At 73.1% G+C, this 19415-nt stretch carries 17 protein-coding genes and 4 tRNA genes; 10 read left to right on the top strand and 11 right to left on the bottom strand.

The features are described from left to right. Positions 1–48 precede the first annotated feature (48 nt). Positions 49–1134, top strand: a complete 1086-nt coding sequence (purM, locus tag ACWDBE_RS12165; protein ID WP_449788041.1) for a phosphoribosylformylglycinamidine cyclo-ligase — start codon at positions 49–51, stop codon at positions 1132–1134. Between the two features lie 160 nt (positions 1135–1294). Here purM and ACWDBE_RS12160 read toward each other — a convergent pair whose 3' ends face one another. Both ACWDBE_RS12160 and ACWDBE_RS12155 read right to left on the bottom strand, forming a co-directional pair. Continuing rightward, positions 1295–1552: a DUF3073 domain-containing protein gene (locus ACWDBE_RS12160; RefSeq protein WP_449788042.1), complete on the bottom strand. Its 258-nt coding sequence runs from the start codon at positions 1550–1552 to the stop codon at positions 1295–1297. Positions 1553–1936: 384 nt separating this feature from the next. Continuing rightward, on the bottom strand, positions 1937–3094 hold the full coding sequence (locus ACWDBE_RS12155; protein WP_449788043.1) for a Glu/Leu/Phe/Val dehydrogenase dimerization domain-containing protein: 1158 nt from the start codon (positions 3092–3094) through the stop codon (positions 1937–1939). 208 nt (positions 3095–3302) lie between these two features. Between ACWDBE_RS12155 and ACWDBE_RS12150 the strand changes: the two genes are divergently transcribed. Continuing rightward, positions 3303–4265 carry a hypothetical protein gene (locus tag ACWDBE_RS12150; RefSeq protein ID WP_449807909.1) on the top strand — a complete coding sequence of 321 codons (963 nt, stop codon included), beginning with the start codon at positions 3303–3305 and terminating at the stop codon, positions 4263–4265. Between the two features lie 487 nt (positions 4266–4752). Then, positions 4753–4959, top strand: coding sequence for a developmental transcriptional regulator BldC (gene bldC, locus ACWDBE_RS12145; RefSeq protein WP_014137253.1), 207 nt, complete (start codon positions 4753–4755; stop codon positions 4957–4959). 360 nt (positions 4960–5319) lie between these two features. Here the strand turns inward: bldC and ACWDBE_RS12140 are convergent. Then, positions 5320–5393: transfer RNA gene (locus tag ACWDBE_RS12140), tRNA-Asp, on the bottom strand. A gap of 145 nt (positions 5394–5538) precedes the next feature. Next, positions 5539–9552 carry an ATP-dependent RNA helicase HrpA gene (hrpA, locus tag ACWDBE_RS12135; protein WP_449807908.1) on the bottom strand — a complete coding sequence of 1338 codons (4014 nt, stop codon included), beginning with the start codon at positions 9550–9552 and terminating at the stop codon, positions 5539–5541. A gap of 141 nt (positions 9553–9693) precedes the next feature. Between hrpA and ACWDBE_RS12130 the strand changes: the two genes are divergently transcribed. Beyond that, positions 9694–10212, top strand: a complete 519-nt coding sequence (locus ACWDBE_RS12130) for a SigE family RNA polymerase sigma factor (protein ID WP_449807907.1) — start codon at positions 9694–9696, stop codon at positions 10210–10212. Next, the gene (locus tag ACWDBE_RS12125; RefSeq protein ID WP_449807906.1) at positions 10209–11165 is read left to right on the top strand and encodes a hypothetical protein; all 957 of its coding nucleotides are present in this window, start codon (positions 10209–10211) and stop codon (positions 11163–11165) included. Before ACWDBE_RS12130 ends, ACWDBE_RS12125 begins: the two co-directional genes overlap by 4 nt. A 143-nt stretch (positions 11166–11308) precedes the next feature. On the opposite strand, the gene ACWDBE_RS12120 is transcribed toward ACWDBE_RS12125, so the two are convergent. From ACWDBE_RS12120 to ACWDBE_RS12105, 4 genes are all read right to left on the bottom strand, one after another. After that, a tRNA-Phe gene (locus tag ACWDBE_RS12120) sits at positions 11309–11382 on the bottom strand. Positions 11383–11409: 27 nt separating this feature from the next. After that, positions 11410–11483 (bottom strand) — tRNA-Asp (locus ACWDBE_RS12115). Positions 11484–11546: 63 nt separating this feature from the next. After that, positions 11547–11619: transfer RNA gene (locus ACWDBE_RS12110), tRNA-Glu, on the bottom strand. 113 nt (positions 11620–11732) lie between these two features. Further along, positions 11733–12074: a metallopeptidase family protein gene (locus tag ACWDBE_RS12105; RefSeq protein WP_449788048.1), complete on the bottom strand. Its 342-nt coding sequence runs from the start codon at positions 12072–12074 to the stop codon at positions 11733–11735. A 70-nt stretch (positions 12075–12144) separates the two neighbouring features. Between ACWDBE_RS12105 and crcB (ACWDBE_RS12100) the strand changes: the two genes are divergently transcribed. Genes crcB (ACWDBE_RS12100) through crcB (ACWDBE_RS12090) form a run of 3 tightly spaced genes read left to right on the top strand, consistent with a single transcriptional unit; the run spans position 12145 to position 13408 of the window. After that, positions 12145–12648 carry a fluoride efflux transporter CrcB gene (crcB, locus tag ACWDBE_RS12100; protein WP_449807905.1) on the top strand — a complete coding sequence of 168 codons (504 nt, stop codon included), beginning with the start codon at positions 12145–12147 and terminating at the stop codon, positions 12646–12648. Further along, positions 12645–13037 (top strand): DUF190 domain-containing protein, encoded by a 393-nt coding sequence (locus tag ACWDBE_RS12095; RefSeq protein ID WP_449807904.1) that lies wholly within the window; start codon positions 12645–12647, stop codon positions 13035–13037. Before crcB (ACWDBE_RS12100) ends, ACWDBE_RS12095 begins: the two co-directional genes overlap by 4 nt. Further along, positions 13034–13408 (top strand): fluoride efflux transporter CrcB, encoded by a 375-nt coding sequence (gene crcB / locus ACWDBE_RS12090; RefSeq protein WP_449807903.1) that lies wholly within the window; start codon positions 13034–13036, stop codon positions 13406–13408. Before ACWDBE_RS12095 ends, crcB (ACWDBE_RS12090) begins: the two co-directional genes overlap by 4 nt. A 306-nt stretch (positions 13409–13714) precedes the next feature. Here the strand turns inward: crcB (ACWDBE_RS12090) and ACWDBE_RS12085 are convergent, their stop codons facing one another. After that, positions 13715–14113: a hypothetical protein gene (locus ACWDBE_RS12085; protein ID WP_449807902.1), complete on the bottom strand. Its 399-nt coding sequence runs from the start codon at positions 14111–14113 to the stop codon at positions 13715–13717. A 460-nt stretch (positions 14114–14573) separates the two neighbouring features. On the opposite strand from ACWDBE_RS12085, the gene ACWDBE_RS12080 reads away from it, so the two are divergent. Both ACWDBE_RS12080 and ACWDBE_RS12075 read left to right on the top strand, forming a co-directional pair. Beyond that, positions 14574–16820 (top strand): DEAD/DEAH box helicase, encoded by a 2247-nt coding sequence (locus ACWDBE_RS12080; RefSeq protein ID WP_449807901.1) that lies wholly within the window; start codon positions 14574–14576, stop codon positions 16818–16820. A gap of 167 nt (positions 16821–16987) precedes the next feature. Beyond that, positions 16988–17821 carry a TIGR02452 family protein gene (locus ACWDBE_RS12075; RefSeq protein ID WP_449807900.1) on the top strand — a complete coding sequence of 278 codons (834 nt, stop codon included), beginning with the start codon at positions 16988–16990 and terminating at the stop codon, positions 17819–17821. A gap of 88 nt (positions 17822–17909) precedes the next feature. Here the strand turns inward: ACWDBE_RS12075 and ACWDBE_RS12070 are convergent, their stop codons facing one another. Both ACWDBE_RS12070 and ACWDBE_RS12065 read right to left on the bottom strand, forming a co-directional pair. Further along, a complete protein-coding gene (locus tag ACWDBE_RS12070; protein ID WP_392881812.1) occupies positions 17910–18245 on the bottom strand; it encodes a hypothetical protein in 336 nt (111 codons plus the stop codon). 74 nt (positions 18246–18319) lie between these two features. Continuing rightward, on the bottom strand, positions 18320–19414 hold the full coding sequence (locus tag ACWDBE_RS12065) for a hypothetical protein (protein ID WP_449807899.1): 1095 nt from the start codon (positions 19412–19414) through the stop codon (positions 18320–18322). Between the last annotated feature and the right edge of the window lies 1 nt (position 19415).

Below are 19415 nucleotides of genomic sequence, written 5' to 3'. Positions count from 1 at the left end.
GGCCCCACCGCTGTTCCAACCCCCCCTGACCCGAGAGGGCCGCACGCAGTGACCAGCAACCAGAACGGCGCCACCTACGCCGCCGCCGGTGTCGACATCGAGGCGGGCGACCGCGCCGTCGAGCTCATGAAGCAGTGGGTGAAGAAGGCCAACCGCCCCGAGGTGGTCGGCGGTCTCGGCGGCTTCGCCGGCCTCTTCGACGCGTCCGCCTTCAAGAACTACGAGCGGCCGCTGCTGGCCTCGGCCACCGACGGCGTGGGGACCAAGGTGGCCATCGCCGCCGCCATGGACAAGCACGACACCATCGGCCACGACCTGGTCGGCATGGTCGTCGACGACCTGGTCGTGTGCGGCGCCGAGCCGCTGTTCATGACCGACTACATCTGCGTCGGCAAGGTCGTCCCGGAGCGGGTCGCCGCGATCGTCAAGGGCATCGCCGAGGGCTGTGCGCTGGCCGGCTGCGCCCTGGTCGGTGGCGAGACCGCCGAGCACCCCGGCCTGCTGGGCCCGGACGAGTACGACGTCGCGGGCGCCGGCACCGGTGTGGTGGAGGCCGACGCGCTGCTCGGCGCGGACCGGGTCCGGGCCGGCGACGTGGTGATCGCGATGGCGGCCTCCGGCCTGCACTCCAACGGCTACTCGCTGGTCCGCCACGTGCTGCTGAACGAGGCCGGCTGGAAGCTGGACCGCAAGGTCGAGGAGTTCGGCCGCACCCTCGGCGAGGAGCTGCTGGAGCCGACCCGGATCTACTCGCTGGACTGCCTGGCGCTCACCCGCGCCACCGAGGTGCACGCCTTCTCGCACGTCACCGGCGGCGGCCTGGCGGCCAACCTGGCCCGGGTCATCCCGGCCGGCCTGCACGCCCGCCTGGACCGCGGCACCTGGACCCCGCTGCCGGTCTTCCAGACCGTCGCCGAGGTCGGCCGGGTGGCCACCCTGGAGATCGAGAAGACGCTGAACATGGGCGTCGGCATGGTCGCGGTCGTCCCGCCGCACTCGGTGGACGTCGTGCTGTCGATCCTGGAGGACCGCGGCGTGGAGGCCTGGCTGCTCGGCGACATCGTCGAGCGCACCGACGAGCACGAGGACGGTGCTGCTCTCTACAACGCCTACGAGGGCTTCCGGGCGAGCTGACCCGCACGGTGACGTCGAGAGGGCCCCTCCGGAGCACCGGAGGGGCCCTCTCGCGTGCGGTGGGGGCCACCGCGGGGACAGGGTCCGGTCCCGGACGAGGGAACGCCGAAGACCGGCCCGGCGCCCTGGGCGTCCGGACCGGCCTGCGGGAATGCTGTGGTTACGAGCGGCGGGAGGCCCGTGACGGCCCGGCGCCCGGCTCGTTGTCGTCCTCGTCGTCGAGGTCGCCGTAGCGGGCTGCGTACTCCGCGTACGGGTCGTCGTCGTCCTCTTCCTCGATCGGCTCAGGCTCGATCGAAGCGGTGGACGGCGATACGCCCAGCTCGTTGGACAGACGGTTAGCGTCGAAGCCGCCGCTGTTGTACTTCAGCTGGCGGGCGACCTTCGTCTGCTTGGCCTTGGCCCGGCCGCGCCCCATGGGTCGACCCCCTCAACGGCGGGGCTCACGGCCCCGAGTCTGACACGTGTTCATGTTCGGGATCGGCCTGCCCGAAGTGGAGAAGCCGTCCCCTGGAGCATTAACGGTACCTGTTTCCGCCGCCGGACGGTACGTCGTCGGTGTGACGTGGCGCGCACAGACCGCGCCCGCGACCGGGTCTTCCCAGGTCAGCGGAGGTTTTGCGGCGGTTTGCGCGCTGTTCGGTGGTGGCTTGGCTCCGTCGTTCCGGGATCGATTATCCCCCCAAGGGGGACCTCGGATCACCCGTTCGGGCGGAGAAGTGAGAATCCGGTTCCACATCGTGATGCGCGGGGGGCCGTGGTGACTGCCCCCCGCGCGTCACGCGGTCGGTCGCCGGCCCGATCAGGCGCGGCGGGCGCTCGGCAGCAGCACCGTGCGCAGGGCGCTGATCTCGCGCATCCGCTTCTCGGCCAGGCGGTCGGCGGCGACGGCCGGCGGGACGCCGTCGGCGGTGGCCCGGGTGAAGATCTCCAGGGTGGTGTCGAAGATCTTCGTGGCCTTGTTCTTGGCCCGCTCGAAGTTGAAGCCGTCGATCTCGTCGGCGACCTGGATGACGCCGCCGGAGTTCACCAGGTAGTCCGGCGCGTAGAGGATGCCGCGGTCGGCCAGGTCCTTCTCGACGCCCGGGTGGGCCAGCTGGTTGTTGGCCGCGCCGCAGACGATCGAGGTGCCGAACTCGCCCAGTGCGGCGACCGTGTCGTCGGTCAGCGCGCCGCCGAGGGCGCAGGGGGCGTAGACGTCCAGCTTGGCCTGGAGCAGGGCGGCGGTGTCGGCGACCACCTCCACCTCGGGGTGGGCGGCGCGCACGCGGTTGACCGCGGCCTCGAAGGGGTCGGTGACGACGACGGTGGCACCGTCCGCGACCAGGTGGCCGACCAGGTAGTGGCCGACCTTGCCGACGCCCGCGACGCCGACCCGCTTGCCGCGCAGGGTCGGCTGGCCCCAGCGGGCCTGGGCGGTGGCGCGCATGCCCTGGAAGACGCCGAAGGCGGTCAGGATGGACGAGTCGCCGGCGCCGCCGTGCTCCGGCGAGCGGCCGGTCACGAACTCGGTCTCGCGGGCGATGACGTCCATGTCCTGGACGTAGGTGCCCACGTCGCAGGCGGTGACGTAGCGGCCGCGCAGGGACTCGACGAAGCGGCCGTAGGCCCGGAGCATCGCCTCGTTCTTGTCCTTGTTCGGGTCGCCGATGATGACGGCCTTGCCGCCGCCGAGGTCCAGTCCGGCCAGCGCGTTCTTGTAGGACATTCCGCGGGACAGGTTGAGCGCGTCCTCCAGCGCCGCCTCCTCGGAGGCGTACGGGAAGAAGCGGGTGCCGCCGAGGGCCGGGCCCAGGGCGGTCGAGTGGATGGCGATGATCGCCTTCAGGCCCGAGCTGCGGTCGTGGCAGAGGACGACCTGCTCGTGACCGTCGCCGGGGGCGCCGTCCTGTTCGGTACGGAAGATCCTGCTGAGCACGCCGGGTGCGGGGTGCGTGGCGGGGGTCTGTACGTCGGTCACTGTGGTGACTCCAGTAATGAAGGCCCGCTGCTGTGGTGCGGGCGCCTAGGGCGAAGCGTAGCCGCGCGGAGGCCGTCGATCCGCTGTCTTGTCCGAGCTGGGGCCGGTCGTCCGAGGGGTGAGACGGGAAGGGGTGCGCGGGTGCGGACGCGAACGGTTCGGGGGCGCGCTCTCCCCGGGCCGGGCGGCGCGTGCGACCATGCAGGACGTGACCGTCGTACGTACTTCCGTACAGCCGCCCTACGCCGCCCACCTGCGGGTCTACGAGCCGTTGGCCGCCTATCCGGAGCCCGAGCGGGCGCACTGGCAGGCCTGGGCGGCGGAGCACGGGCCGGACGCCGCGGAGGCGGCCCAGCCGGTCGCGGAGGCGGTGCTGGAGGAGCAGCGGGAGGCGCTGGTCGGGCTGGCCGCCCGCACGCCCCGGGCGCTGCCCGAGCGGGAGAGCGGGCGGGCGTACCTGCGGATGGTGGACGGCGTACTGTACGTCTGCCCGTGGGCGACCAGGCTGCGCAGCTGGCAGGCGCTGGAGGAGCTGCGGGCCGGGGCGCCGGTGGCGCTGCTGGACACCGCGCTGCCGCCGGTGGCCCGGGCGGCCGCCGAGGCGGACCGGGAGCGTTGGCGGGCCGAGCACCCGGACGCCCGGCCGTGGATCCTGACCAGCCGCTGGGAGGTGCCGGTGCGCTGGTTCCTGCCGTTCGGGGACGAGGACCGCTGCTTCGTGCCGGGCGGGGGCGCGGCGGTGGACGGGGCGGTGGACGGGGGCGTGGACGGTCCGCCGGATGGGAAGGAAGGGGTGGGGGAGGGGGGAGGGGAGTACGGGGGCCGGCCGGCGGCGCTGTTCTACCTGGTGCCGATGGCGCAGGCGCGGCGGCGGGTGGCACGGGCCTTCCGGGCGCTGCGCGAGGCGGTGCCGGACGGGGAGCTGGTGCGGGGGGCCGAGCGGGTCGGGCGCTGGCTGGAGGAGTTCCACCCGCGTTCGCTGGTGGAGCTGGACTACGGGGGCCTGGTGCATCTGCTGGGCCCGGAACGGTTGTTGGCGGACCGTTCGGCGGGGGAACTGGAGGAGGGGCTGCGCGCGCTGCGGGCGGGGGACACGGCCGAGGCACTGCGCGTGTACGGGGAACTGACGGTGCGCTGGCGTCGGGTGCTGGCACTTCGGCACGCGAACTGACGTCCGACCGTGCGTGTATGACTGTAAGGGTCCTTGGCACTGCGAGGGTGATGACCAAGGTCCTGGTTCGGGTCAATAGCTGCCGAACGTGACACTACTCACCGTTGACGCGAACTTACCCCTATGTGCAAAAATGGGACAACCAGCCCAACTTCACGTGAGCGTGCCCACTTTTGGGTGGTTCTGGAGTCGATGCGTGCTTTGCGGGGAAACGGAGGGTCTGGTCCCCCCGTAACCGGATGTCATCACTATGTGACTGTCCGTTATGGGGTGGTCCATCGCCATCCGTCGGCCTTGAACCCGTGAGGGGTCAATTTTGGCGGTTTGGTCGATAGGGCTGGACGGATGGTGTAGTTGTAGACACCAGGACAAGCCGTTCGTCCTATAACCGACTCGGCCCGTCTATGCCATTTCGGGCATCGCGGGCCAAGGTGCAGAATTTGAAGGATAGAACCGCCCTGGTTCGGTTCTCCCGAGGAGGCCGCTCATGACCGCTCGTACCCCTGATGCTGAGCCGCTGCTGACGCCGGCAGAGGTTGCCACCATGTTCCGCGTGGACCCGAAGACGGTCACTCGCTGGGCCAAGGCGGGCAAGCTGACGTCGATTCGCACGCTCGGTGGTCACCGCCGTTACCGTGAGGCGGAGGTGCGTGCTCTGCTTGCTGGGATTCCCGCCCAGCGCACTGAGGCCTGATAGGCCAAAGGCTCTTTAAAGGGGCCGCTTACCGGACTCCGCCGGGTCCGGTAAGCGGCCCCTTTGTCGTGCCCGCGCGCGGGTGTTCGGCGTCGGTCAAGTGGTCGGAATCCTGAACTCCGGATAACGATTTGATGCGCCCGGGGCGGGGGGGATTTACAGTGAATACCTGTACAATTTTACATATTAAATTAGTGGGGTTCTGGAGAGGGGCTTCGGGGGGCCGGCTCCGGAGGGGTTACCGTGACGACTGTCACACCGTCTGTCACTTGTGGTCTAGACCTGGCCGGGGTAAAAGGGCCGAAAGGCCAAAAGCGAGAGGCCCGGAACCTGAACGGTTCCGGGCCTCTCGCATTGCGGCGATCCCGACGGGACTTGAACCCGCGACCTCCACCTTGACAGGGTGGCGAGCTAACCAACTGCTCCACGGGACCAGGTTTTCCTGATCTCGTTCACTCGCTTGCCGCGCTGCGAACAAGACAGACTGTAGCCCATGGTGGGCCCCCAGGTCGAACCGGCTCCTGAAGGCCCACCCGCAGCTCACGGCCGCGGCCCGGGGAGGCCGCGGCACCGCCCGGGTCAGAGCGTCGCCCGAGCCGCCTCCATCGCCTTCACGATCCGCTTCTCCGAGACCGGGCTCGGCGTGCCCAGTGACTGGGCGAAGAAGCTGACCCGCAGCTCCTCGATCATCCAGCGGATCGCCCGCACCTCCGCGGAGGGCTGGTGCCCGGCCGGGACGGCCGCCAGCAGCTCCCCGTACGCCTGCTGCACCTGCTGCACCTTCAGCAGCTGCTGGGCGTCCCGCTGCGGGTGGTTGGGCAGCGCCTCCAGGCGGCGGTCCACCGCCAGCAGGTAGCGCTTGAGGTCCGGCAGCCGCTGCCAGCCGGTGGCGGTCACGAAGCCCGGGTGCACCAGCGAGGCCAGGTGCAGCCGGATGTCGTTCACCGCGTTCAGCAGCACCGGGCTGCTCACCGTCTTCAGCCGGGTCGAGGCCTTGTGGAAGGCGATCAGCGCGGTGGCCGTCTTCAGCGTGGTGTCCGCGGACAGCTCGTACAGGTCCGCGCGCACCTTGTCGTGCAGCTTGCCGAACGCCGCCTCGTCCCAGGCCGGGCCGCCGGCCAGGGTCATCAGCCGGTCCGTCGCCGCCGCCACGACGTCCTCGAACAGGGCGCCGATGGAGCCGTGCGGGCTGTGCGAGAGCGCCAGCTTCGCCTGGTTGCCCAGCCGGCCCTGGATCGACTTGGCCGGGGAGTTGGTGGTCAGCATCAGCAGCCGCCGCGTCCCCTCCCACATCGACCGGGCCTGCTCCTGCGGGGTGTCGAACAGCTTCACGGCGACCGACTGGCCCTCGTCCACCAGGGCCGGGTAGGCGCGCATCGAGTGGCCGCGCGAGCGCTGCTCGAAGGTGCGCTGGAGCACCGGCAGGGAGGCCGGCCAGGCGGTCAGCCCGCTCTGCTCGATGCCCTGGCCGGAAGCGGCCGAGGAGAGCGTCTCCTTGAGCTTGGGCTTGAGCTTCAGCCGCAGCTCCTCCAGGTCCTTGGACTCGGCGAGCCGGCGCTTGCCGTCCACCACCCGGAAGGTCACCTTGAGGTGCTCGGGCACCCGTTCGTCGTCCCAGGCCTCCGGGGGCACGGTGACCGCCGTCAGGCGCTTCAGGGCGTGCTCCAGGGCCGGGAGGAGCCCCTCGGCGGAACCGAACGTGCCATCAGCCTGGCGGTCCCTCACGGCACGCAGCGCGGCCCTGGCGAAGTCCGGCGCGGGGACGAAGTTGCGCCGGAGGGCCTTCGGCAGCGACTTGATGTACGCCGTGACCAGCTCCTCCCGCAGACCGGGGATCTGCCAGTCGAAGCCCTCCGCGGTGACCTGGTTGAGCACCGGCAGCGGGATGTGCACCGTCACGCCGTCCGCGTCGCTGCCCGGCTCGAACTGGTAGGTCAGCCTGAAGCGGAGCTTGCCCTGCTGCCAGTGGTCCGGGTAGTCGGCCTCGGTGACGCCGTCCGCGGCGTCGTTGATGAGCATCGACTTCTCGAAGTTCAGCAGGTCCGGCTGCTCGTGCCGGGCCTTCTTCCACCAGGAGTCGAAGTGCCGGGTGGAGACGACGTCCTCGGGCAGCCGGGCGTCGTAGAAGTCGAACAGGGTCTGGTCGTCCACCAGGATGTCCCGGCGGCGGGCCCGGTTCTCCAGCTCCTCGACCTCGCCGAGCAGCCTGCGGTTCTCCGCGAAGAACCGGTGGTGGGTCTCCCAGTCACCCTCGACCAGCGCGTTGCGGATGAACAGCTCACGGCAGAGCTCCGGGTCGATCCGCCCGTAGTTGACCTTGCGCTGGGCGACGACCGGCATCCCGTAGAGGGTCACCTTCTCGTACGCCAGCACGGCGCCGGCCTTCTTCTCCCAGTGCGGCTCGCTGTAGCTGCGCTTGATCAGGTGGCCGGCCAGCGGCTCGACCCACTCCGGCTCGATCTTCGCGTTGATCCGCGCCCACAGCCGGGAGGTCTCCACCAGCTCCGCCGACATCACCCAGCGCGGCGGCTTCTTGAACAGGCCGGAGCCGGGGAAGACCGCGAAGCGGGCACCGCGCGCGCCGCCGTACTCGCGCTTCTCCACGTCGTACAGGCCGATGTGGGAGAGCAGGCCGGCCAGCAGCGACTGGTGGATCCGGTCGGCGTCCGGCTCGGCGTCCGGGTGCGGCTCCTCGATCGTGACGCCCAACTGCTTGGCGACGGTGCGCAGTTGGACGTAGATGTCCTGCCACTCCCGTATCCGCAGGTAGTTGAGGAACTCCGCCTTGCACATCCGGCGGAACGCCGAGGAGGAGAGCTCCCGCTGCTGCTCCCGGACGTAGCGCCACATCGCCAGGTAGGAGAGGAAGTCGGAGGTCTCCGAGTTGAACCGGCGGTGCCGCTCGTCGGCGGCCTGGCGCTTCTCGGCCGGGCGCTCGCGCGGGTCCTGGATGGAGAGCGCGGCGGCGATCACCATGACGTCGCGGACGCAGCCGTTGCGGTCCGCCTCCAGCACCATGCGGGCCATCCGCGGGTCCACCGGGAGCTGGGCGAGCTTGCGGCCCAGCGGGGTCAGGCGCTTGCGCGGGTCCTTCTCGTCCGGGTCGAGCGCCCCCAGCTCGTGCAGCAGGTGGACGCCGTCCTTGATGTTGCGCGAGTCCGGCGGGTCCAGGAACGGGAAGGCGGCGATGTCACCGAGGCCGGCCGCGGTCATCTGGAGGATCACCGAGGCCAGGTTGGTGCGCAGGATCTCGGCGTCGGTGAACTCGGGGCGGGAGAGGAAGTCCTCCTCCGAGTAGAGCCGGATGCAGATGCCGTCCGAGGTGCGGCCGCAGCGGCCCTTGCGCTGGTTGGCGCTGGCCTGGCTGATCGCCTCGATCGGCAGCCGCTGCACCTTGGTGCGGTGGCTGTAGCGGGAGATCCGGGCGGTGCCCGGGTCGATCACGTACTTGATGCCCGGGACGGTCAGCGAGGTCTCGGCCACGTTGGTGGCCAGTACGATCCGGCGGCTGCGCGAGCGCTGGAAGACCTTGTGCTGCTCGGCCGAGCTGAGCCGGGCGTACAGCGGCAGGATCTCGGTGTTCTTCAGCTTCAGCTTGCCGAGGGCGTCGGCGGTGTCGCGGATCTCGCGCTCGCCGGAGAGGAAGACCAGGATGTCGCCGGGGCCCTCGGCCTGGAGCTCCTCGGCGGCGTCGCAGATCGCCTGGACCTGGTCCCGGTCGCGGTCGGCCTCGGTGCTGTCCTCGTCCTCCTCGGCCCCGTCCTCGACGAGCGGCCGGTAGCGGACCTCGACCGGGTAGGTGCGCCCGGAGACCTCGATGATCGGGGCGTCGCCGAAGTGCCGGGCGAAGCGCTCCGGGTCGATGGTCGCCGAGGTGATCACGACCTTGAGGTCGGGCCGGCGGGGGAGCAGCTGCTTGACGTAGCCGAGGATGAAGTCGATGTTGAGGCTGCGCTCGTGCGCCTCGTCGATGATCAGGGTGTCGTACTGGTGCAGGTCGCGGTCGGTCTGGATCTCCGCGAGCAGGATGCCGTCCGTCATCAGCTTGACCAGGGTGTCCGGGCCGACCTGGTCGGTGAACCGGACCTTCCAGCCGACCGCCCCGCCCAGCGGGCTGTCCAGCTCCTCCGCGACCCGCTCGGCCACGGTGCGGGCGGCGATCCGGCGCGGCTGGGTGTGGCCGACCAGGCCGCGCACGCCACGGCCGAGTTCCAGGCAGATCTTCGGGATCTGGGTCGTCTTGCCGGAACCGGTCTCGCCCGCGACGATCACCACCTGGTGGTCCCGGATCGCGGCCAGGATCTCGTCCTTCTTCTGGCTGACCGGGAGTTCGGCGGGATAGCCGATCTTCGGGACGGCCTGCCGGCGGCGCTCGACGACCAGCTCGGCGCGGTCGATGTCGGCGGCGATCTCGGTGGCGATCTTCTGCCGGGCCTCGGGCTTGCGGACCCGACGGGCCCCCTCCAGCCGGCGCCCGATCCGCACCTGGTCGCGCAGGGTCAGCTCGGGCAGACGGACGGCCAGCTCGCCGATTCCGGGACCCTCGGCGGGTACGGCGGCGGACTGGACTGCGGGAGAACTCACTGCGGGCATCCCTCTAGGTTCGCAAGGAGGCACGGCGGAGCGCACCTCGGTTTTCGAGCCCCTCCAGTGTCACAGCCGTCGGCGGCGAATCGCGAACGACGGGCAACGGTCCGCGGGCGTCCCGGGCTCCGGGAGGGTGAGGAGGTGCTCATGGGAGCCCACAAGACCGCCCGGGACGAGGAGTTCCGGGCGTTCGTCGGCAGCACGTGGTCACGGCTGCTCAGGACGGCGTACCTGCTCGCGGGGGACCGCCACGGCGCCGAGGACCTGGTCCAGCAAGCACTGGAACGGGCGTACGCGGCCTGGAACAGGGTTCGTGCCGCCGACGACCCGTACGCCTACGTGCGCCGGATCGTCTTCAACGAGCACGCCAGACGGTTCCGGCGGCGGCTGGTCGAGCACCCGGTCACCGCGTTCCCGGACCGGCCCGCGCCGGCCGGCGCCGACCCCGACGACCGGGCCGTGCTGCTCGCCGCGCTCGACACCCTGCCACCGCGCCAGCGCCAGGCCGTGGTGCTGCGGTACTGGGAGGACCTCAGCGAGACCCAGACCGCGGCGGCGATGGGCTGCGCGGTCGGGACGGTGAAGAGCCAGGCCGCCAGAGGGCTGGCCAAGCTCCGCGGGGCCTCCTCACTCATCGGACTGACGAGCACCGGAGGGACAAGATGAGCGACGGGTACCTGCCTGGGGACACGCAGGGCGGCGACGGGCCGGCGACGGTACGGGCGCTGGACGAACTGGCCGGGAGCGTCGAGACCGGCGCGGTGCCGTACGACCGGCTGATCGCCGGCGGCCGGCGGCGGCTGCGGCGACGGCGGCTGCTGACCGCCGGGGCGGCGGCGGTGCTGGTCGCGGGCATCGCCGGGGGGACGGCGGTGCTCGGCGAGCGCGGTCGGCAGGCGGTCCCGACCGTGGCGGTGGCGCCGGCCTCGGTCTCCGCGGCGGCCGCCCCCGGCTCCCCGGGCGCTCCGGCCACCGCTCCGGCCGCGGGTTCGGCCACCGCTTCGGCCGCTGCCTCGGCCACTCCTTCGGCGGCGAGCGCGTCCGCGACCCGGGACCCGTTCACCCCCGTCCGGGTCAAAGTCGCCGAGGGCACGGCGAACGGCCACACCTGGCAGGCCTGGGCCGCGCTGTGGCCGACCCCGGCCGCCAAGGAGGACGCCGTCAAGCAGGCCCGGCTGATCCGGGCGGAGCGGGCCGCCGCCTCCCCGGACGTGAAGCAGGTCGTCCCGAAGGACGTCGAGAGCAACTGGGGCCCGGGCACCGACCTGGTGAACTACTACTTCACCGTCGACGGCCGGCGGCAGGTCGACGACTCCCTGCACGCGGTCTCCGCCCCGGGCGGGTACCCGGGAGCCGTCGGAGGGGCGTCACTCGGCCTCCACCACGACGCGGGCGTGCCGGCGGTGGTGATCGAAGGGGTCCAGGCCGAGGTCACGAGGGTCGTGGTCGCCTGGAAGACCGGAGGCACCACCGAGGCGGCGACGGTCACGGTCGGGGACTCCCCGTTCCGCTACTTCGGCCTCGGGGCGAAGCCGGGCACCGACGCCGCGACCATCACCTACTACCGGGCGGACGGTTCGGAGGTGCGCACCACGGACCACTGGCTCCGAACCTCCTGAGCCGCCCGCGGGGGGGGAGGGGGGCCTCCACGGGCCGAGCGCGACCCGACCGGCGTCCGGAGCCGGCCGAGGTCCGGCGCGGCGACGAGGGGCGTGAACGACGAAGCCCCCGTAGCGAACTCGCTACGGGGGCTTCCCGGTTGTGGCCAGGGCCGGGGTCGAACCGGCGACCTTCCGCTTTTCAGGCGGACGCTCGTACCAACTGAGCTACCTGGCCGTACTGCACCGTCTCTTGCGAGACGAGCGATCCCGACGGGACTTGAACCCGCGACCTCCACCTTGACAGGGTGGCGAGCTAACCAACTGCTCCACGGGACCTAGAAGTGGCGAACCACTCAGGGTCTTGCGGTCTTGCGCACTGCACTTTACTACGGTACTGCGTGCCCCCAACGGGATTCGAACCCGTGCTACCGCCTTGAAAGGGCGGCGTCCTGGGCCACTAGACGATGAGGGCTTGTGGCCTGTCCCGCTGTCTCCCAGCGTTCGGGGACGTCGAGAAGCATATGGGATTCGGGGCGGATCGCCAAAACGGGTTTCGCCCGGGTGAGGGTGCGGGCCGGGGCGGGGTCAGGACCAGCCGAGTTCGTCGAGCTCGTGGTCGTCGAAACCGAAGTGGTGGGCGACCTCGTGGATGACCGTGGTGCGGACCTCCTCGACCACCTGCTCGCGGGTCCCGCAGTGGCGCAGGGTGGGGCCGCGGTAGATCAGGATGCGGTCGGGCAGCACGCCCGCGTACCACTCGCCGCGCTCGGTGAGCGGGGTGCCCTCGTAGAGGCCGAGGAGTTCCGGGTCGCTCGGGTCGGGTTCGTCCTCGACGAAGACCGCGACGTTGTCCATCATGGCCGCGAGCTGCGGGGGGATCTGGTCGAGGGCATCGCTGACCAGCGTTTCGAACTCTTCCCGGGTCATCTCCACCGGATCATTGTCCGGTGTCGGATGACGGTGTGCCAGGTGGCGGAGCCCGGTGTTTGATGGGGCTGTGACGACCTCGGAGGGCGCCGTGAACGACGCCGTGGTGCGGGCCCGCGCCGGCCGCGGTCCCGGCCGGCCGCCGGTGCTGCGCGGGCAGGGGCGGGCGGTGGCGGTGGTCGCCGCGGGCGGGGCGATCGGGGCGACCGCGCGGTACGCGGCCGGGCTCGTCTGGCAGACCGGGCCGTCGGCCTTCCCGTGGACGACGCTGCTGGTCAACGTGGTGGGCTGCGCGGTGATCGGGGTGTTCCTGGTGGTGATCACCGAGGGGCGCCAGCCGCATCCGCTGGTGCGGCCGTTCTTCGGCACCGGCGTGCTGGGCGGGTTCACCACCTTCTCGACGTACGCCGTCGACATCCGCCGGTTGCTGGAGGGCGGCCGGCCCGGGCCGGCCCTGGCCTACCTCGGGCTGACGCTGGTGGGCGCGCTGGTGGCGGTGTGGGCGGCGGCCGGGCTGACCCGGCGTCTGATCCCCCGGGCGGTCCGCCGCGGCGCCGGACGGGGTGCGCGGTGAGCCGGCTGGGCGGGCCCGCGCTGCGGCTGACGGTGCTGGTCGGGGAGAGCGACCGGTGGCACCACCGCCCGCTGTACAGCGAGATCGTGCACCGGGCCAGGGCGGCCGGGCTGGCCGGGGCGAGCGTGTTCCGGGGGATCGAGGGGTTCGGGGCGTCGTCGCTGGTGCACACCACGCGGCTGCTGTCGCTGAGCGAGGACCTGCCGGTGGCGGTGGTGATCGTGGACGAGGAGGAGCGGGTGCGGGCGTTCCTGCCGCAGCTGGACGGGATGGTGGCGGAGGGCCTGGTGCTGCTGGACCGCTGCGAGGTGGTCACCTACGCGGGCCGGGACCCGGGCAGGGGACCGGGCCGCGGGGGGACGGCGGGCCCGGGGGAGACGGCGGAGTGAACTGGTTGCTGGTGGTGGCGGGCGCGGTGGTCGGCGCGCCGCTGCGGTACCTGACCGACCGGGCGGTGCAGTCCCGGCACGACTCGGTGTTCCCGTGGGGCACGTTCACGGTGAACGTGGTCGGCTGCCTGATCCTCGGGCTGGTGACCGGCGCGGTGGCGGCGGGCGCGGCCTCCTCGCAGGTCCAGCTGCTGCTGGGGACGGGGCTCTGCGGGGCACTGACCACCTACTCGACCTTCTCGTACGAGACCCTGCGGCTGGCCGAGACCGGCGCCGGGCGGTACGCGCTGGTCAATGTGGCCGGCAGCGTGGCGGCGGGGCTGGCCGCGGTGTTCGCGGGCGCGGAGCTGGCCACGGCGCTCTGGGGCTGACCGGGCGCCGGAGCGTGCGCCGAGGCGGCCGGCGGCGCGGGCGCCGGAGCGGGGCCGAAGCGGGCGGCGGAGCGGGCACCGGAGCGGGCGTCGGAGGGCGCGCCCCGCACCGCCTCCGCCGGGCGAGCTTGCCCGCTGCCCGTGTCCCGCCGGGCCGGGCGCGCGTTGGGCACCGAAAGCGGCCGCGCGCGAGTGGGCGGCCCGGGTGGGGCGGTAGAGAGGGACCTCAGTGGCTTCGGTGCGGGCGGCGCGGACGGTGCGGGCGGTACGGGCGGTGCGGGTGCGGCTGGCCGCCGCCCGTACGGCTCAGGGGCGGGCGGCGGCGGTCCCGCGCTCGCGTGCGGTACGGGCGGCGGCGCTGCTGACGATGGCCGGGCTGGGGCTGACGGGGTGCATGTCGGTCGGCCCGGCCGCGGAGGAGAAGCACGGCGTGGCGCCGGTCGGGCAGGCCGGTCCGGCGGTCCGGCCGGGGGCGACGGGCGGGTCCTCGGCCTCCCCGGGGACGGGGCGTGCGGGCGGGGCCTCGGGCCACCCCGAGCGGCCGGGGGGCCTCCAGGGCGACGCCGGGTCGAACGGGGCCACCGTCCCGGCGCCCGGCGACTCGGCGCCGGGGTCGAGCGGCGCGGGGGCCGGGGTGGTCCCGGTGCCGGGGCCGGGCGCTCCCGACGGCGGTGCGGGCGGCGGTGCGGCGGGCGGTGCGAACACAAGTCCCGCGCCGCACCCGGGCGGTGGCGTCGGCGGGTCCGGCGGTGCGGCGGGCTCCGGCGGTACCGGCGGGGCGGGCGGCACCGGCGAGGGCCGTTCCGGCGGCGGTTCGGCCGGGTCGCCCTCGGCCACCCCCAGCAGCCGCCCGTCCGGCACTCCCGCGCCCGAGCACAGCTCGCCCGCCGCGACCGTCCCGCCGGCTCCGGACCCGTCCTCCGGCAGCTCCGGTTCCTCGGCCCCGAGCCCTCGCGTGCTCGGGCATTAGCGGATTGAGCAGGGAGTTTGCCTCCGATCCCCAGGCTCGTCTATGGTGGTAGATCGTTCGTTTGATCCATTTGACTGGCGCCCTACTCCCATCTGGCGCCCTTGGCGCGTTCCGGCGATCCGTGGCTGACCGCATAGAGGCGGTTGTGAAACAGAACCCCGGACTTTGGCGCGTGCCACTTCCGGAAGGTTTTGCATGTCTCTCGTTGACGACGCCCGCTTCGCCATGCCCGCGAACGAGGCCGCCGCCGATGTCACCGACGCCACCGACACCCTCGACACCGCCGCGGACGAGGTGATCGCCGAGGCCGTGGAGGCCACCGAGGAGGCGGCCGCCGAGCCGACCGTCACCTTCGGCGACCTGGGCCTGCACGACGACGTCGTGCGCGCCCTCGCCAAGCGCGGCGTCACCACCCCGTTCCCGATCCAGGCCGCGACCATCCCGGACGCCCTGGCCGGCAAGGACGTGCTGGGCCGCGGCCGCACCGGCTCCGGCAAGACCCTCAGCTTCGGTCTGCCGCTGCTGACCCGCCTCGCCGACGGCGAGCGCACCAAGCCGAAGCACCCGCGCGGCCTGATCCTGGTCCCGACCCGTGAGCTGGCCATGCAGGTCGCCGACGCCCTGGAGCCGTTCGGCTCGGTGCTCGGCCTGCGCCTCAAGGTCGTCTGCGGCGGCACCTCGATGTCGAACCAGATCTACGCGCTGGAGCGCGGCGTCGACATCCTCGTCGCCACCCCCGGCCGTCTGCGCGACCTGCTGAACCGCGGCTCCGCCAAGCTGGACGACGTCAAGACCGTCGTGCTCGACGAGGCCGACCAGATGGCCGACATGGGCTTCCTGCCCGAGGTCACCGAGATCCTCGACCAGGTGCCGGCCGGCGGCCAGCGCCTGCTGTTCTCCGCCACCCTGGAGAACGAGATCGACACCCTGGTCAAGCGCTACCTGAAGAACCCGGTCACCCACGAGGTCGACCCGTCGGCCGGTGCCGTCACCACGATGACCCACCACATCCTCGTGGTGAAGCCCAAGGACAAGGCGCCGATCACCAACGCGATCGCCGCCCGCAAGGGCCGCACGATCATCTTCGTCCGCACCCAGATGGGCGCCGACCGCGTCGCCGAGCAGCTGATCGAGGCCGGCGTGAAGGCCGACGCGCTGCACGGCGGTATGACCCAGGGCGCCCGCACCCGCGTCCTCGGCGACTTCAAGGACGGCTACACCAACGTCGTCGTCGCCACCGACGTCGCCGCCCGCGGCATCCACGTCGACGGCATCGACCTGGTCCTGAACGTGGACCCGGCCGGCGACCACAAGGACTACCTGCACCGCTCCGGCCGCACCGCCCGGGCCGGCCGCTCCGGCGCCGTCGTCACCCTGGTGTTGCCGCACCAGCGCCGCGGCGTCTTCCGTCTGATGGAGGACGCGGGCGTCGACGCCTCGCGCCACATCCTGGACCACGCCTTCGACGCGGAGGTCGCCAAGATCACCGGCGCCCGCTCGCTGACCGAGGTCCAGGCCGAGAGCGCCGCCAACATCGCCGGTGCCGCCGAGCGCGAGCTCGCCGACATGACCCGCCAGCTGGAGCGCGCGCAGCGCCGCGCCACCGAGCTGCGCGAGGAGGCCGACCGTCTGGCCGCCCGTGCGGCGCGCGAGCGGGCCGAGCTGGGCATCGAGGACGAGGAGCCGGCCGCCGAGGCCGAGACCGAGTCCGGTGAGCGGACCGAGGCCGCTCCGGCCGCCGCCGAGGCCGCCGCGCCGCAGGCCGAGGACCGCGCCCCGTCGTACCGCGAGGCGCGCAGCGAGCGCCCGGCCTTCGGTCGTGACCGCGACCGGGACCGTGACCGTGACCGTGACGACCGCCGTTCGGGCGGCTTCGGCCGTGACCGCGACCGTGACCGCGACGACCGCCGTTCCGGTGGCTTCGGTGGCGGCCGCGACCGCGACCGTGACGACCGTCGCTCCGGTGGTTTCGACCGCGACCGCGGTGGCTTCAACCGTGACCGTGGCGGCTTCGGCGCCGGCCGTGACCGCGACGACCGCCGTTCGGGCGGTTTCGACCGCGACCGCGGTGGCTTCAACCGTGACCGTGGCGGCTTCGGCGCCGGCCGTGACCGCGACGACCGTCGCTCGGGCGGCTTCGACCGCGACCGCGGCGGCTTCGGTGGCGGCCGTGACCGCGACGACCGCGGCGGCCGCTCCTTCGGCGACCGTCCGGCCCGCTCCTTCGGCGACCGCCCGTCCTTCGGCCGGGACCGCGACGAGCGCGGCGGCAGCAGCCGTCCGTTCTCGCGCCGCGACGACCACCGCTCCGGCGGCCGTCCGCAGTCCGACCGCGGTGGCTTCAACCGTGACCGTGGCGGCTTCGGTGGCGGCCGTGACCGCGACGACCGCCGTTCGGGTGGCTTCGACCGCGACGACCGCAAGCCGCGCTGGAAGAACTGACGCCGCACCGGCGGTAGTCGACCGCCGACCCGGCTGAAACGCACGAAGGGCCCGCTCCGTCCCCCGGAGCGGGCCCTTCGCGCTTCCCCGGGGCGCCCCGAGGCGTTGTTCTGGGGGTGAGAATAACCTGTGGCGCGCGGGCGCGGCGGTCCCGTAGCGTCGCGGCCATGAGCAGCAGACTGCACGAAGTGGCACGGGTGAACGAGGGGATCGCCGAGCGGGGGAGCTACCGGACGACCGGGGGCGAACTCGTGCAGGTGGGGGAGGAGTTGGCGGCGGCGAAGGCCGGTACGGTGTCGTACGCGCCGGAGGGCCTGGCGGCGCTGCTGGCCGCGGGGGAGGCCGGTCCCGGGCCGGCGGCCGGGCGGATCGAGGTGACGGCCGAGGGGAGCATCCAGGCCGCCCGCCGGCTGGTCGCGGCCGGGGCGGGGCCGGTCGGGGTGCTGAACTTCGCCTCCGCGCGCAACCCCGGCGGCGGCTACCTGCGCGGCGCCCGCGCCCAGGAGGAGGACCTGTGCCGCAGCGCGCTGCTGTACAGCTGCCTGCTGGAGGCGCCGGACTACTACGAGGCGCACCGGGCCTCGACCGACCTCCGGTACAGCCACCGGGTGATCGTCTCGCCGGCGGTGCCGGTGATCCGGGACGGGCGCGGCGAGCTGCTGGCACAGCCGTACCCGGTCACCTTCCTGACCTCGCCCGCGCCCAACGCCGGTCAGCTGGAACGACGTTCGCCAGGTGCGGACGTCCGGGACGTGCTCGCCGAGCGGGCCGTGCGGGTGCTCGCGGCGGCCGCCCGGCACGAGGTGCGCACGCTGGTGCTCGGCGCCTGGGGCTGCGGGGTGTTCCGCAACGACCCGGCGCAGGTCGCCGAGGCCTTCGAGGGGGCGCTGGCCCGGTACGGGGCGGCCTTCGAGCGGGTGGTGTTCGCGGTCTGGGACCGCTCGCCGGTCTCCGCGAACCGGTCCGCCTTCGAGGCCCGGTTCGGCGCGGCGGTCCGGTAGCCGGCCGCGCCCGCGGGCCGGGCCGGCCGCCCCCGGCGGCGGCCGGCTGCTTCCGGAAGGTTGCTTCCGGAAGGTTGCTTCCGGCGGGCTACTTCCGGCGGGCCGAGAGCGCCGTCGCGGCCGTGGAGGCCGCCGCGACCACGCCGGTGACGGCGAAGACGGACGGCCAGGCGCCGATCCGCTTGGCCAGCGGGTGCGAGCCGCCGAAGGCGGCCACGTACAGGCCGGTCAGCGCCGCCGCGGTGCCCGTGCCCGAGCTGCGGCGCCACTGCGCGGCCGCCCCGGCACCGGCCACCGCCAGCACCGCGCCGCCCAGTTCGCGCCGGCCGCTCCAGCGGGCGACGCCGTAACCGCCGACCAGACCGCTCGCCGCGGTCAGCGCGGCGGGCGCGGCCGCCGCGAGAACGTTCGGGACCTTCGCCATCGTCGACTCCACTCGTAGGGGCTGTGTCGGTTTCCGACCATAACCCGGTGGACCTGCGGGGCCGTCGGGGCCTCCTACCGGAACGCCTCGGCGGGCGTCTGCCCCGGCACCGTGGCGGCCAGCCGGCGGGCGGCCTCCGCCGGGTCGAGCACCCGCTCCAGCCGCAGGTCGCCCGGGACCTCCTGGATGAACCGCCCGGCCGACCAGCTCCGCTCGTACGGCAGCGGCTCCAGCACCAGGGTGCGCACCCCGTCCACCACCGGGACGTCGCTCGGCGGCCCCTCGTTCCAGATCCAGGAGCCGTCCGGCGCGACCAGGTTGAAGGCGCCGGTGGCGATCACCCGGCGGCCGTCCAGGAACGCCGTCCGGGCCAGCGCCACCACCTCCCGGTCCTGCGGGGCGCCGGGCAGGTGGCCGCCGCCGATCAGCACGTCGGCGAGCAGGGTGTGCAGCTGGAAGGTGTCGCTCAGGCCGCTCATCCGCAGCAGGTAGCCGGTGCCGGTGGGGCGGTCGAGGACCAGCAGCGGCTCGTCGTCCAGCATCAGCGCCAGGTGGACCAGGCCCTTGAAGTCGTGCTGCTCGCCCCGGTAGCGGTCGAACAGCTCCAGGAGCACCTCGGTCACGCCCGAGGCGCGGGCCTCGGCCCGGACCTCGGCGTGCGCGTACACCGCCCAGGCCGCCTGCTGCCACAGGTGCAGCGTCCACCAGGCGACCACGGCCAGGTGCGCGTGCCACTCGTCCAGGTGCGCCGGGTCGGCGATCCGCTCGTGCGCCTCGGCGGGATCGTCCTGCTCCGCGTCGGGCAGCGGGCCGCCGCCGGTGGAGACCCACCGCCGCACCAGCAGCTGGGCGCCGGTCAGCGCCCCGCGCAGGCCGGCCAGCACCGGGCCGGAGCAGGCGACCGGGTCGGCGCCGTGCTCGACGCAGGCGCCCACCACCATCGCCAGGTGCGCGCGGGGGAACGGCGGGGCGTCCGGCAGCAGCGCGGCCAGCCGGGGGCCGGCCGCCACCCGCTCCGCCGGGTCGGCCGCGCCGAACAGCCCGCCGACCAGCCCGAGGGCGGGCCCGAACTGCTCGTCGTCCCCGGCCGCGACCACGGCCTCCAGGGCGGCCACGGCTTCGGCGAAGGTGGGCTGTTGACGGTGCGACGGTATCTGCTCGGTGGACATT

Source organism: Kitasatospora sp. NPDC001132 (assembly GCF_053598415.1).
The sequence above is the reverse complement of the archived record's forward strand: the minus strand, read 5'-3'. Positions and strand labels throughout refer to the sequence as shown.